Annotated in this window: 12 protein-coding genes and 1 pseudogene; 4 read left to right on the forward strand and 9 right to left on the reverse strand. The window is 51.5% G+C overall.

From position 1 onward, the window contains the following. A pseudogene (locus LMED105_RS16910) lies at positions 1–532 on the forward strand (hypothetical protein); the annotation flags it as partial. Positions 533–613: 81 nt separating this feature from the next. On the opposite strand, the gene LMED105_RS07305 reads toward LMED105_RS16910, so the two are convergent. Both LMED105_RS07305 and LMED105_RS07310 read right to left on the reverse strand, forming a co-directional pair. Next, positions 614–838, reverse strand: coding sequence for a hypothetical protein (locus LMED105_RS07305; RefSeq protein WP_008249814.1), 225 nt, complete (start codon positions 836–838; stop codon positions 614–616). 238 nt (positions 839–1,076) lie between these two features. Continuing rightward, positions 1,077–2,180, reverse strand: coding sequence for a cupin domain-containing protein (locus LMED105_RS07310; RefSeq protein ID WP_198006817.1), 1,104 nt, complete (start codon positions 2,178–2,180; stop codon positions 1,077–1,079). A gap of 148 nt (positions 2,181–2,328) precedes the next feature. Between LMED105_RS07310 and LMED105_RS07315 the strand changes: the two genes are divergently transcribed. Then, entirely contained in the window at positions 2,329–2,877 is a 549-nt protein-coding gene (locus LMED105_RS07315; RefSeq protein WP_008249819.1) for a peptidylprolyl isomerase, read from the forward strand. A gap of 9 nt (positions 2,878–2,886) precedes the next feature. Here LMED105_RS07315 and LMED105_RS07320 read toward each other — a convergent pair whose 3' ends face one another. From LMED105_RS07320 to LMED105_RS07330, 3 genes are all read right to left on the reverse strand, one after another. Then, positions 2,887–3,894, reverse strand: coding sequence for a metallophosphoesterase (locus LMED105_RS07320; RefSeq protein WP_008249821.1), 1,008 nt, complete (start codon positions 3,892–3,894; stop codon positions 2,887–2,889). After that, the gene (gene mutS / locus LMED105_RS07325; protein WP_008249823.1) at positions 3,891–6,467 is read right to left on the reverse strand and encodes a DNA mismatch repair protein MutS; all 2,577 of its coding nucleotides are present in this window, start codon (positions 6,465–6,467) and stop codon (positions 3,891–3,893) included. The genes LMED105_RS07320 and mutS overlap by 4 nt, the downstream gene beginning before the upstream one ends. Positions 6,468–6,546: 79 nt before the next feature. Then, positions 6,547–7,314 (reverse strand): inositol monophosphatase family protein, encoded by a 768-nt coding sequence (locus LMED105_RS07330; protein ID WP_040512813.1) that lies wholly within the window; start codon positions 7,312–7,314, stop codon positions 6,547–6,549. Between the two features lie 43 nt (positions 7,315–7,357). Between LMED105_RS07330 and LMED105_RS07335 the strand changes: the two genes are divergently transcribed. Next, on the forward strand, positions 7,358–8,167 hold the full coding sequence (locus tag LMED105_RS07335; RefSeq protein ID WP_008249827.1) for an RNA methyltransferase: 810 nt from the start codon (positions 7,358–7,360) through the stop codon (positions 8,165–8,167). A gap of 70 nt (positions 8,168–8,237) precedes the next feature. Beyond that, the gene (gene cysE, locus LMED105_RS07340; protein ID WP_040512819.1) at positions 8,238–9,005 is read left to right on the forward strand and encodes a serine O-acetyltransferase; all 768 of its coding nucleotides are present in this window, start codon (positions 8,238–8,240) and stop codon (positions 9,003–9,005) included. A gap of 4 nt (positions 9,006–9,009) precedes the next feature. Here cysE and LMED105_RS07345 read toward each other — a convergent pair whose 3' ends face one another. The 4 genes from LMED105_RS07345 to LMED105_RS07360 form a co-directional block, all read right to left on the reverse strand. Next, positions 9,010–9,837 carry a UDP-2,3-diacylglucosamine diphosphatase gene (locus tag LMED105_RS07345; protein WP_008249831.1) on the reverse strand — a complete coding sequence of 276 codons (828 nt, stop codon included), beginning with the start codon at positions 9,835–9,837 and terminating at the stop codon, positions 9,010–9,012. 67 nt (positions 9,838–9,904) lie between these two features. Next, positions 9,905–10,396 carry a peptidylprolyl isomerase gene (locus tag LMED105_RS07350; RefSeq protein WP_008249832.1) on the reverse strand — a complete coding sequence of 164 codons (492 nt, stop codon included), beginning with the start codon at positions 10,394–10,396 and terminating at the stop codon, positions 9,905–9,907. Positions 10,397–10,518: 122 nt separating this feature from the next. After that, positions 10,519–11,814, reverse strand: coding sequence for a murein L,D-transpeptidase family protein (locus LMED105_RS07355; protein WP_083797130.1), 1,296 nt, complete (start codon positions 11,812–11,814; stop codon positions 10,519–10,521). After that, positions 11,815–12,912, reverse strand: coding sequence for a tetratricopeptide repeat protein (locus LMED105_RS07360; protein ID WP_008249834.1), 1,098 nt, complete (start codon positions 12,910–12,912; stop codon positions 11,815–11,817). It abuts the gene before it with no gap. Positions 12,913–13,066: the final 154 nt, after the last annotated feature.

Here is a 13,066-nt window from a genome sequence, read left to right on the forward strand (position 1 = left end):
CGATGAAGATTACTTGCAGTCGGGAAGGGTGGTGCTGATTGACAGCCACTCGCCATTCAACGTGAAGAATCTGACACTCCACCCTTTTCCTGTGCCACACGACGCGGCTGAGCCCATTCAAATGTTGATTGAGTCACGGTCTGGTTTTGTGACGGGCATTCTGACTGATTGTGGAAGTTCTACACCGCATTTGGTGACTATGCTGAACCGTGCGCATGCTTTAATTCTCGAATCCAATCACTGCCCAGACATGTTGTCGAATTCCCCTTATCCACCAAGTCTTAAGAAGAGGGTGGGAGGCGATTATGGTCACCTTAGTAATCAGGTGGCTTGCGATATTCTTCGAAAACTGGATTCTGGAAATTTGCAGTTTGTGGTGGCCGCTCATCTGAGCCAAACTACAAATTGTCCCAATGTGGTTCAGCAAATGTGGGCAGAGGTGTTGACCCCTCGAGGAATCACGTTTGACATTGCCTGCCAGGCGGAAGGTTTTGCGTGGACAAACCTTGATACGCGACAATTGGCCGCTTGATTTTTATCTAGTTCAATAAAAAAGCCCCGGATTTTCATCTGGGGCTTTTTGTTTTCAATCGCTTTTACAAGCGAGTTGAATTTACTTCTTTTCTTCTTCAGCTGGAGCGGCTGCTGGCTCAGTAGCTGCTGGCTCAGTAGCTGCTGGCTCAGTAGCTGCTGGTTCAGCGGCCATTGGCTCAGCTGCAGCAGGAGCTTGTTCAGTAACTGCAGGAGCTGCTGGTTCAACAGGAGCTGCTTCTTCTTTTTTGCCACAAGCGGCCAAAGCAACTGCAAACAAAGATGCGATCAAAATTGAGTTTTTCATGTTTATTCCTTTTGGGGTCACGAACTAGACGCCGATTCAAGCGTCTTTTTTAGAGCAAATAGGCTCACAAGAGAACCCAGAATCACCCATTTTCCTGCCGGGTGTTCAAGCACTCAAGCGGAAAACTCTGCAAATTCTATCGAATAGCCTGTCAAATTCAAGTCATTGTTTCGACCTTATTTTCGAAGCAAAATTCTATTGACTTTGCCGAGTCGTTTCAAATTCTAAATGAAATTAATCATATTAGGGTTTCTACCCAACCGGCTTTTGCAAAACCAACTAAAAAATACTGAAACTCAGGATTATTTAAAGCTTCTGCAGCGTCGATTGGCTCCATTTCGCGCTGGTTTGCGAGCATTTGCAGCTGTTTAACGGTAAGCGCACTGGTCGGGTTGACAGCGTCGCCATTGATGTAGAAAACCGCATCTTTGAACAACATTTTAGTTTTCATGCTTAATGCGATGCCACGCTCTCCGAGAACACTAATAATTTCATGTATTTCTTGGTCTTCTGTGTTGTTTACAAAATACACATGAGATTTGGGTTCTGTGAGCAAAATCCCCATGCTGCGCTGGATTTGAGGCGATTGTGCTGAAAATTGCTGAATCAAATTAATTCCAAAATTCAGCAAATCGTCAGGAATCTCTGCGGGGTTTTTCTGTAACCCGCGAGCTGGGTCAGAAAACAGTGTTTGAGTCTTGGTGGGATCTTGATCGATTTGGTCAGCCATGTCCCGAAGTATGCCGCTGAGAACCTCTGCTTGCGTGGGTGCCCTAAAGCCGATGCTCAGGGTTGAGCAGCTGCCTTCCGCAATGCCATCGTGCCCATAGTTCGGGGGAAGGTACAGCATGTCGCCTGGCTCGAGAACAAACTCTTCGGTCGGCTCAAAGTTTTTCAGAATCTTCAGTGGGAGGCCTTCTTCAAGTTCTTTGTCGAGCAAGGGACCAATTTTCCAGCGCCGTTTGCCGTGCATTTGCAGCAAAAAGACATCGTAGGAGTCATAGTGTGGGCCTACGCCGCCACCGTCGCTTGCCAGGCTCAACATGACATCGTCAAGGCGTGCATCAGGAATAAACCGGAACAGTTGCAACAGGTCATAGGCCTCTGGCAGGTGATGATCGATGCCCTGAATCAGTACTGTCCAGGCTTTCTTTTTCATGGATGGCAGTTCATCAAAGGGGCCGTGCTCAAGAGTCCAACCTGTTTTGCTGTGTTGGATCAGGCGGCTTTCAATGTCCTCATCGGATGCCATTTCGGCAATGGTGTCAAAATCGCACAGTGGTTCAAAATTTGGAAAGGCCTGACGAAACAAATATGGCTTGATGTGCCAATGTTCGGTCATGAACTTTTCCACGGACAGGTTTGCAATGTGGGTGAGGGGCTTGATCATCTGAAGGGACTTTATTTGGGTGATTTATCGATTACGGGTATCATAGGCCACCTTAAAAGACTGCCCACTGTTCGGGCGCTGATTTCTGGAGTTATGTACGATGATTGTTGAGCACGGCACGGTGGTTACCCTTGATTTTGAGCTGCGTGATGCGCAGGGTGAACTGATTCAGGAACACGGTGGCGAGCCGATCATTTATCTGCAAGGCAGCGAGAATGAGGTGTTCCCGAAGCTGCAAGAGGCAGTCGAAGGCAAGGCCATTGGCGATGAGGTATTTGTTCAACTCGAGCCAGAGGATGCTTTCGGAGATTTTGATCCCGAATTGATGCGGGTAGAAGACGCTGACAGTTTTGCTGAAGATCTTGAAATCGGTATGCAACTGGAAGAAGTGCCTGTTGAAGATGAAAATGAACCCGACTTGCAGGCCGATGAGGAAAACACTGGATTTGGCCGGGTTTGGACAGTAACTGACATTGCCGAAGGCAAGGTGGTGCTGGATGGTAACCACCCATTCGCGGGTATGGCTTTGCGCTACCATTTGAAGGTACTGGATATTCGTGCTGCAAACGACGAAGAGAAAGCGCAGGGGGCTGCGGCGCAATCGCTGTTTAGCGTTGCCCCAAACCCTGGAGCAGGCAAGCTCAATTAATTGACTTGTTTAGTTGGCTGAAGTGGGGGCTGGCAGCGATACGCTGCTGGCCTCAAATGGCACCACGCTTCCCGGCATTACCTTTACCCGTACCCAAGTATTCATGAAAGGGTGCCCCCAGCCTTCCACCCGGTAAAACAGTGCATCTGTATCGTTTGTTCCCCCGAATTCTTTCATACTGGGTCTGTCCCATTTAAACCGGTGTGTGTCACCATGGGCCAGTAACACCGGCCGTTTGGTGGTGTTGATGTATTTCACCAGTCTTGTCATGAAGCCGGCATAGCCATTTTTCTCGGGGTTGGTACTGCGGCCACCCGAGCCATCAATTGGATTGCCCTGAATGGCGATCACGGTCTCCGTGGGACGGGTATTGTTATCCACAAACACGGCCTCAGCTTCGCTCAACCATGCGTCGACTGCTTGATCACGCGCTTGCAGCAGTTGCTTTGCTTTTCTTTGGCTCGTTTTTCTGGACTTTGGATTGAGCAAGTCGTTGTTACTGCCCGGTATGTTCAAGCTCACAAAGAGCGTGCTGCCTTGAATCCACATCAGGTTTTCAGGATAAGGATGACTGGTTTGTTGTCGAATCGGAAAATTTGCTTTGCCCAGTGAGCGGGGCTGCGAAAATACTAGCTGACGCAAGAAATTCAGGCGTTCCTGGCTGTCGAAATTTCCGTTGGATGGTCTGTGGCAATCCGTCCATTCATTGTCGCCGGGCACATAGACCAACGGTATTTCGCTTCGCTGCAATTGAGCGATGCGACGTTGTATCAATTCGTCGGCGCAAGGCTCATTCCCGCCCTTGATGTCGCCAACATGTAATATCCAGTGAACACCGGGCTCCTGTGCAATGTGTTGAATCAGGCTGCTGGTGGCGGGCTCGAAGAAGTCGTTGTAGGGTTGGTCGCCGATGAGCGCAAAGCTGAACGTGTTTTGATTCGGGTTTGCATGCGCGACCGCAATAAAACAGACCAAGGTCGCCGCACAGACTTGGGTGACTGCACGGCGCAGGTTCATGTTTGTAGACCCTTGAGCTGAAAAATCAACTGCAGCGCCTCGCGCGGGCTGAGTTCATCGGGATCTATCTCGTTGAGCTTTTCAAGAATCAGGTTCACATGCTGAGCATTGGGTGCTTGTTCAACCGTGTCCTGGGTTGGAATGTCGAACAAATCGACCTGGGAAGTCATGGCCCGCTTTTCAGCTTCAAGCTGGTCGAGTCTTTTTTGTGCATTTTTCACAACCAGGGCTGGCAAGCCCGCAAGCTTGGCCACTTGCAGGCCATAACTTTGGCTTGCCGGGCCCGCTTCAATGCGGTGCAAGAACACCAGTTTGCCTTGGTGCTCGGTGGCCGACAAATGGACATTGAATACACTGTCCAATTCATGGCCCAGTGCTGTGATCTCAAAATAATGTGTAGCGAACAGTGTTAAACATCTGTTGGTGTTGGCCAAGCGTTTTGCGATTTCCCAGGCGAGGGACAAACCATCGAAAGTCGAGGTTCCCCGTCCAATTTCATCCATGATGACCAAGCTGCTCGGTGTGGCTTGTCGAACAATCGTGGCGGCCTCGGTCATTTCCACCATGAAAGTAGAGCGCCCACCGGCGATATCATCGGAGGCGCCGATGCGGGTGAAAATTCGATCGAGTACGCCAATTTGAGCACTGGCCGCCGGCACGAAGCTACCCATGTGCGCCAGCAGCGCAATGAGCGCGGTTTGGCGCATGTAGGTGCTTTTGCCGCCCATGTTGGGGCCGGTGATCAATGCCATGTGCTTGCCTGGGTGCAAGGCGCAATCGTTCGGTGTGAATTGCTCCACTTGCACTTCCAGCACCGGGTGTCGGCCTTGCTGAATGTTCAGCAGAGCATGGGGTACCATGTGCGGGCGCACCCAATTGGCCTCAAAAGCTACAATGGCGAGCGCTGCCATGGCATCGAGCTCCGACAACTCGCGCGCGCAACGTTGAAGAAACGGGGTGAACTGCCCCAGCCACGCCATCAGGTTTTCGTAAATGACTTTTTCAAGGTTCAGGGCTTTGTCTTTCGCGGAAAGTGCTTTTTCCTCGAAAGCTTTCAGTTCTTCGGTGATGTAGCGCTCGGCGTTCTTCATGGTTTGCCGACGAATATAGTGCGCGGGTACCTTGTCAGCCTGCGCACTACTGACTTCGATGTAAAAACCATGCACGCGGTTGAACTCGACTTTCAGGTTGGCAATGCCGGTGGCCTCACGCTCCTGTTTTTCCAGTTCAATCAAGAACTGCCCGCTGCCGGTTTGGATATTTCGCAGTTCGTCCAGTTCAGCGTGGTAGCCATCGGCAATCACGCCGCCGTCCCGAATCAGCACTGGTGGGTTTTCAGCCAGGGCTTGCATCAATTCAGCAAGCAATTCGGGCGGTGCCTGAAATGCGTGCTGTGCAGTTTCAAATGCACTGTCGCCAAAGTGGCTGATGAGTTCTGCGACTTGCGGCAGCGCCTGTAGGCTTTCTCGCAGCGCCAGCAAATCCCGAGGCTTTGCGGTTTGCATGGCCACGCGGCTGCTAATGCGTTCAATGTCGGCCATTGCACGCAGTGTTTTAACCAGGTTGAAACAGACGGGTTCGGGTGCCTGGCCCAGGGTAGAAAGCAGGTGTTGTATTTTTTTTTGCCGGGCTTCAATGGTGGCGATGTCGCGCAGGGGCTCCAAAAGCCATTGGCGCAAGCGCCGCGCACCCATACCGCTGCCCGTGCGGTTTAGGCGTGAGAAGAGGGTGGGTGCTGATTCGCCCCGCAGGGTTTCAGTCAACTCCAGATTGCGACGCGCGGCCTCGTCAAGTACCAGAAAGTCTTGCTCGTGCTCAACCTGAATATCGGATACGTGCTTAAAGGTTTCAATACTAAGGTGCGTTTCCTTGGCATACTGCAGGGCCGCACCCATGGCTGGTATGGCCAATTTGGCGTTGTGCAGCTCGAGGCTTTCCAGGTTGGCGGCCTGCAGAACGGATTGCAAATGTGATTGGGCAAAGCCTGCATCGAAGTGCCAAGCAGGACGCTCGATGCATTGATTGCTACCGCCCGTGATTTGGCTTTGTTGCGCAAACGTACGATTATTCACCAGCACTTCAGCTGCATTGAAACGACTTAAATGCGCCGCCAGTGAACCTGAGTCACATTCCAGCAACCGAATTGAGCCTGCAGACAGCGCTAAACAGGCCACTCCCCAGTATTTGCCATCCTCGGAGTACAGGCTGAGCAGGGTCTTGTTTTCCTGATCAGGCAATAAGGTGGATTCCGTGAGTGTGCCTGGTGTAACCACTCGCGCAACTTTGCGTTCCATCGGGCCTTTGGTAAGGCCCGGGGTTCCTACTTGTTCACAAATGGCCACTGAATGGCCCAGTGCCACCAATTTGGCGAGGTATTGATCGGCCGCGTGGAATGGCACACCCGCCATGGGAATGGGTTGGCCTGCCGATTGTCCACGGTGGGTGAGGGTAATTCGTAACAGTTGAGCAGCCAGTTGTGCGTCGTCGAAAAACAGCTCGTAGAAATCGCCCATGCGATAAAAGAGCAGCTTGTCGGGGTACTCGGATTTCAGCGTGAGGTACTGCTGCATCATTGGCGTATGGCTTTCAAACGCCTGTGATGCAGCTTGGTGATTTGTACTCGCTTGTTTGCTCAACTGGGTCTCTGTTTGATTATTTGAAGCTCAGGAGGTATTGAAGGGCTTTGGGGTTACCCGCCACTGCATCACCAGTGGTCATGAATGTGTCGTTGCCTTGGGGATCGGTGATCAAGCCGCCAGCCTCGGAAACGAGCAAAACGCCCGTTGCCAAATCCCAGGGCTTTAGGCCAAAGCACATGTAGCCATCCAGGCGGCCACAAGCGACATAAGCCAAATCGAGGACGGCTGAACCAGATTTCCGGATGCCGGCTGTGCTTTCAGTCAGCGCCAGCATTTTGCGTTTGACGCCCAGGGAGCCTTCATTCTGGCCGCTTGGGAATGCAAAACCTACCAAAAATTCATTCGGTTTACTGCGTTTGGAAACTCGAATGCGACGGTTGTTTAAAAACGCACCTTCGCCCTTGGAGGCAGTGAACAGATCGTTGGTGGCGGGGTTGTATACCACTGCTTGTTGCACATGGCCGTTGACACGCAACGCAATTGAAATGGCGTAATGCGGGTAGCCGTGTATGAAGTTCGCGGTGCCATCGATCGGATCGATGACCCACTCGTAGTCGGATTTGCCGGATGCGCCGCTTTCCTCGGCTAGAATGGCGTGGTCAGGAAAGGCTTGCTTGAGTACTTCGATAATGGCGCTTTCAGCGGCTTGGTCGGTTTCGGTAACGAAATCGTTGGGCCCTTTGACACCGATTTTTACCTGATCGAGGTCTAGCTCCGCTCGGTTGATGATTTTTCCCGCAGCGCGAGCGGCTTTCACCGCCACGTTCAACATCGGATGCATGGCCTTTCCTTTCAATTTGAATACGTTTAACCCAACATTATAAATGACCGCAGCCATTTCCCTCGAATCCATTTCAATAGTTCTCGTAAAAACAAGCCATCCGGGCAATGTTGGTTCGGTGGCACGCGCCATGAAAACCATGGGTTTGAATGATTTGCGCCTGGTTGAACCAAAAACGAAAGATATTTGCAGCACCGAGGAAGCCATTTCCCTGGCCAGTGGTGCGAGCGATGTGCTTGAGCAGGCCCGTATTTACAACACCTTGCCAGAGGCGCTTGCGGATCGAAGCGTTGCGTTTGCTTTGTCTGCGCGTATGCGCGATTTGGGCCCAAGTTTGCAAAGCCCGCAGGAGGCCGCAAGAGAGGCTTTGAATTTGACACAAAGCGGTATAGGTGCGGCTTTTGTGTTTGGTGCAGAGCGCACGGGCTTGAGCAACGATGAGTTACTGGTGTGCAATCGGCAGGTGACGATTGCCGCCAACCCGGTTTATAGCTCGCTGAACTTGTCACAAGCCGTACAAATTGTTGCTTACGCCTTGCGTACCGAATGGGCTGCTGGTGAATTCGCCGTGACTGACCAAGGCTCCCTTGCTGACAGTGTAAGGCAAGGCGGCAAGTTGGCGACTGTGAAGGCAGTGGCCGATTTACAGGCCCATTGGCTTGAAGCGATGGAAGCCGTTGATTTTCTCAATCCTGATAAGCCAAAAAAAGTGGTGCAGCGTTTGGCGAGAATGTTGGCCAAAACTCCTTTGGAGCAAGAAGAGGTGGACATGCTGCGAGGCTTTTTTTCCGACGTGATACGGGTGGTCGACAATCGCCTTTATCCGCACGAATTTGAGCGCAAGAAGCCATGATTCAGCCGTGATACACTGCGGCGACTGGCGTTTCACGCATCAATAACAATTGATTCAGGGTTTTCCGCGCATGTGGATTCGATTACAAGAAGACATTGACACAATTTTGAGAAAGGACCCGGCCGCCCGAGGGCGTCTGGAGGTTTTTCTGTGCTATCCCGGTTTGCATGCCCTGATTTGGCACCGCTTGGCGCACCGGGCGTGGGTGGCGGGTTTAACCACCCTGGCGCGTTTTTTGTCGCATTTGGGTCGTTTTTTCACTGGTATTGAAATTCATCCTGGTGCAAGTATTGGCCGACGTGTTTTCATCGACCACGGTATGGGCGTGGTCATTGGCGAAACGGCAGAGATTCACGACGATGTCACCATCTATCAGGGCGTTACTTTGGGCGGCACCTCGCTGGCCAAGGGTAAGAGACACCCCACGCTGGAGAAGGGCGTGGTGGTGGGAGCAGGTGCACAGGTTTTGGGGCCTTTTACCGTGGGAGAGGGCGCCAAGATTGGTTCGAATGCCGTGGTGACCAAACCTGTGCCCGCGGGTGCAACGGCGGTGGGCAACCCCGCACGCATGATTTTGAAAGCTGAAGAACGCGTGGCCGCCGAAGAATTGACAGGAGCGGCCAAGACTAAAGAAGAGTTTTCCGCCTACGGAGTGTCAAAAAATGGCGATGATCCACTGATCAAAGCGATGCATGGTTTGATCGACCAGGCCATCGCCCAGCAGCAGCGGATTGAACAGCTTGAAAAACAACTGAGTCAAGGGAAATCGGAGCCCGATTGTGGTGACTCCGTGGATTGTGAAGAGTTGAAAGCCTTGAACAAGCTGGTGGACAACTAGCCACTTAGTTAAACAGGGTCAGGCTGAATTCCCCGCTGCTTTGTAGTTTCAAGAAACCGCCTTTTGGGCGGTTTTTTTCTGGTTCGTCAAAGTTCCAGTCGGGTAATACAATGCGCTGACCTAGCTGCAGTTGCCCCTGGGCCGATTCTGGTGCCACTGGTGCCGAGCTATTCAATGTGTGGTGTATGGCACAGCGGTGGGTATGTCCGTGCAAAATCACATCGCTTTTGCCAATGAAATAGCCATCGGGCCAGTTGCCCTTGAATGTTTCAGTCACAGCTTGCAGGTTGGCGTCCATGATGCTCATTGCACTGTTGGCTTTGTGCATTTTGCTTTCACTGCGAATGGCTTTGGCCATATCGATTCGTTGCGGCAAGGGCAGTGCAAGAAAGTTTTTTTGCCATTTTTCGTCTCTGCTTTGAAGTCGGAATTTTTGATAGGCTTTGTCGTCTGTGCAAAGTTGATCGCCATGTGTAATCAGCACCACATGGTGGTTGACGAGTAAAAATTCCGGATCTGGAAGAATCTCGAAGCCCGCTTCTTCGGCAAATTCATCGCCCAGCAGAAAGTCACGGTTACCATGCATGAAATACAATGTGGCACCGGCAGATTTTGCGCTTTGAACGGCTTGGGTCACTCGCTCGCTGGTGCTGTCCCTGTAGTCGTCTCCATACCAAACCTCGAACAGGTCGCCGAGCAGAAAGATGAGCGTATTGTCCTGAGCCACACTGGCCAGCCAATTTTCGAATGCATCCAGTGTTTTGGGAGTGTCTTCTGACAGGTGCAGGTCGGAGGCAAAGAATGCAGCACCTTGTTGCGGAATTTCAATCAACTTGTTACCTGATTAAAAAGTCATAAAAAAAAGCCCTTGAAAAAGGGCTTTTTTGATCGGGGCAAACTTAAAGTACTTCAACACCCTGAATCACCACATCTTCAAGTGGTACGTCTTGGTGAAAGCCTTTCGAGCCTGTCTTGACGCCTACAATTTTGTCCACGACTTCTTTGCCTTCGGTAACTTTGCCGAATACGCAGTAGCCCCAGCCTTGCGGTGTTGGGCTTTTGAAGTTCAGGAATTCATTGTTTTCCACATTGATGAAAAACTGCGCAGTGGCCGAGTGTGGGTCGTTGGTACGGGCCATGGCAACGGTGTACTTCTCGTTTTTCAAGCCATTGTCAGCCTCGTTCTTTACTGGATCTTTGGTGGGCTTTTGTTTCATGCCCGGCTCGAAACCGCCGCCTTGAACCATGAAGCCGCTGATGACGCGGTGAAAAATAGTGTTGGTATAGAAGCCGCTTTTCGCGTATTCCAGAAAGTTCGCCACAGTGGCCGGTGCTTTTTCAGCGTCCAGGGCGATTGTAATGTCGCCAAAATTTGTTTTAAGTTTAACCATGGTTCGTTTTTTCGCTTTTGCAAACGCAGAGGAGATTGAAGAATTACCGATGCTAACAGCAATCGCCGAGAACATCGACCACTTGAGAAAAACACGTTTGCCTTGAGTCACAGACTTGTTCCTTACAGTTTAGAAGTGTCTTCCTGGACAATTTGCCATCGGGTGCCAACCTTCATCCAGTATTGTTGCTTGCGTATTTCGCCCGACAATTTGTCCTCTTGCCTGAATGACACGAGCATCATGTCTTTGTCGCTGGGGTATCGCATCACAGTGAGGTCGTCGATGGAAATTTTTCCAAATGACTTGTTACCGATTTGTTGATTTTGTTGCCACTCAATCAGGCCTTGTCCGTCAATTTTTACATCGCTTGCGTAGTGGTAAATACCTTTAGAGAAACCTTTCTCGAGATCTTTCTTCCAGGTGTCCACCATTCGCAGGGCCGCTTTGCGGTGGCTTTGCCACACGTCGATTGGTACGAAGTCAAGCCTTTCACTGATCACGACCTGTGTGGTGCCAATATCGACAAACTTTTTCAAGGCGAGCAAGTCTTGATTGGCCAGCACTACACAGCCATCACTGGCTTTGGGTGGGCGGCTTACATAGTGCTTGGGCATGCCATGCAGCCAAATACCGTAGCCGGTTTTCCCAAGGCGCTTGTCCCAAGCGTTTGGATAATCGATCGGCAGGGCAATTGGACCATAAAAGTCGGTCAACTTTTCCTTGGGCAGCAGCTCGGTAATGGTGTACACACCGATTGGCGTGCGTTTGTCACCCTCGCGTACTTTCACTGCCCCCATTTTTCCCTGTGACACGTAAAAGTCGGTGACAAGGCGGGGTTGCGGAAATGAATTTTCGTACAGGAAAAGCCTGGAACGGGTGGTGTCCACCAAAATAACGTAGCGTTGATCGTCGTTCAACTCAACCAGTTCTGCGGGTAGCAAATCACGCTGAGGGCGATCTTTCACTGCCTTGAATCGAGCGATTGCTTCTTCGCGCAGTTCCGTCAGTTCTTCTTGTTTACCTTTGGGAACATCGGGCATGTCACCAATTTTGGTCAGGGGGCGCCCCGCTTTCAGCGACAGAATATCGCCCCTGAGCATGTGACCCAGGTAAAAATTGGGAAATTCACTCAACAAGCGATCCGTCAATTCAAGCGCTTTGTTCAACTCATGATTACTGAGCGCCAAGTAAATTTCTTCAACCGCAGTGTCAATCACCGGTTCGTAGTTTGCAGATTCAAACAACTTGCTGGCCAGTGAGCCCTTTTTCGGCTCCGGGCTGCTGTAGGCCGCCAGGTCAAAGGATTCTTCAGAGCCAGGATTCACAAAAGTGGGGGCCGCCGTGAATGCCCAAAACATCAGGGGTGCGGCCAGGCGCAACCCTTTGAACATGCCACGAGGCCCGGTTCTAAACCACATTTAGCCGCCCACCCTCTCGCTGGTGATTTTCCAGGTGCCGCCTTCTTGTTTCATGGTCAGCGTTTTGCTGGATACGTTGTTCAGGCGGTTGGAGAAGTAGCTCTGCTTGAATTTCACCACAGCCTCGTTGCCAGTAATGGTGATCAAGGGGTTTTCAACCACCACGCGAATGGTTTCCTTGCCAACAATGCGTTGCTCACGCATTTTTTCCCAATTGGAGCGGTTCATTTTGCCAGGTGTTTCAAAGTCTTGGCTGTAGGCGCCCAGGTAGCCAGCCATGTCTTGGTCGGTCCATGCCTTGGCCCAGGCTTCAACGGCCGCCAACACTTGGCTGTCCATGCCGATGGTATTGGGTTTTGATTCAGCAGGCTTGCTGGCTGTAATTGCAGGTTCTGCTGGAGCAGGTTTGCTGGGTGCCACGTCAACTGCGGGTGGCGTGGCAGCAACCACTGGCGGGGTAGGCACTACCGCTTGCGCAGTTTTGGCAGGAGCTGGCTTGCTGGCTTGCGCTGCTGCAGGTGCTGCGGCCACAGCCACTGGCTCGGGTTTGCCTGCAATCAGGTTGCGCACCAATGACAGTTTGGTTTGTGCTGTGGAGTTGCAGCCGTCTAGCTGGAGGGCTTTGTCGTAGGACTGGCTGGCAAGCTTGGCATACACGTCGCCCAGATTTTCATGCGCAGTGGCATAGCTTGGATGCGTGCGAATGGCCATTTCCAGAGATTCTCGGGCCTTTTCATATTCACCACGGCCCGCGTACAACACAGCCAGGTTGTTGTAGGGTTCGGGCAACTCGGGAAAATCCTCAGTCAGCTTGGTGAAAACTGTAATGGCCTCGGCAGTTTTATTGCGCTCAGTCAGGATCAAGCCCTTCAGGAAACGCATTTGAGCGTCGTTGGGCCGGTTGGCCAGGTAAGCGTCTGCGCGTGCCTGTGCCTGTTCAAACTGACCGCTCTGGATAAGTTTTGAAACTTCATCTGACTCGTCGGCATAGCCGGGAGCTCCGGCAAATGCCAAGCCCATGAGAGCGATGAGCAATGCGTATTTGCTTTTCTTGTATTTGCCACTGATTGACGACGTGATTGTTTTTTTAGCCTGCATTCGGTTGCGCCTTTGCGGGGTTACCCGTTTCATCTGATTGGTAGGGAAAAACTCGATCATGCGTAATGATATACTCGACCGCTATTGTAGCAAGCCCTAGAGCGGGTTGGCTTCTGAGCTGGGTTTCCTGAGGGTTCCAGTATCAGATTGTACC

Source organism: Limnobacter sp. MED105 (assembly GCF_000170915.1).
GTDB lineage: Bacteria > Pseudomonadota > Gammaproteobacteria > Burkholderiales > Burkholderiaceae_B > Limnobacter.

Coding starts and splice junctions, on each gene's coding strand:
- LMED105_RS07305 (WP_008249814.1), bottom strand. CDS start 838: ATGAAAAACTCAATTTTGATCGCATCTTTGTTTGCAGTTGCTTTGGCC.
- LMED105_RS07310 (WP_198006817.1), bottom strand. CDS start 2,180: ATGACCGAACATTGGCACATCAAGCCATATTTGTTTCGTCAGGCCTTT.
- LMED105_RS07315 (WP_008249819.1), top strand. CDS start 2,329: ATGATTGTTGAGCACGGCACGGTGGTTACCCTTGATTTTGAGCTGCGT.
- LMED105_RS07320 (WP_008249821.1), bottom strand. CDS start 3,894: ATGAACCTGCGCCGTGCAGTCACCCAAGTCTGTGCGGCGACCTTGGTC.
- mutS (WP_008249823.1), bottom strand. CDS start 6,467: ATGATGCAGCAGTACCTCACGCTGAAATCCGAGTACCCCGACAAGCTG.
- LMED105_RS07330 (WP_040512813.1), bottom strand. CDS start 7,314: ATGCATCCGATGTTGAACGTGGCGGTGAAAGCCGCTCGCGCTGCGGGA.
- LMED105_RS07335 (WP_008249827.1), top strand. CDS start 7,358: ATGACCGCAGCCATTTCCCTCGAATCCATTTCAATAGTTCTCGTAAAA.
- cysE (WP_040512819.1), top strand. CDS start 8,238: ATGTGGATTCGATTACAAGAAGACATTGACACAATTTTGAGAAAGGAC.
- LMED105_RS07350 (WP_008249832.1), bottom strand. CDS start 10,396: ATGGTTAAACTTAAAACAAATTTTGGCGACATTACAATCGCCCTGGAC.
- LMED105_RS07355 (WP_083797130.1), bottom strand. CDS start 11,814: ATGTGGTTTAGAACCGGGCCTCGTGGCATGTTCAAAGGGTTGCGCCTG.
- LMED105_RS07360 (WP_008249834.1), bottom strand. CDS start 12,912: ATGCAGGCTAAAAAAACAATCACGTCGTCAATCAGTGGCAAATACAAG.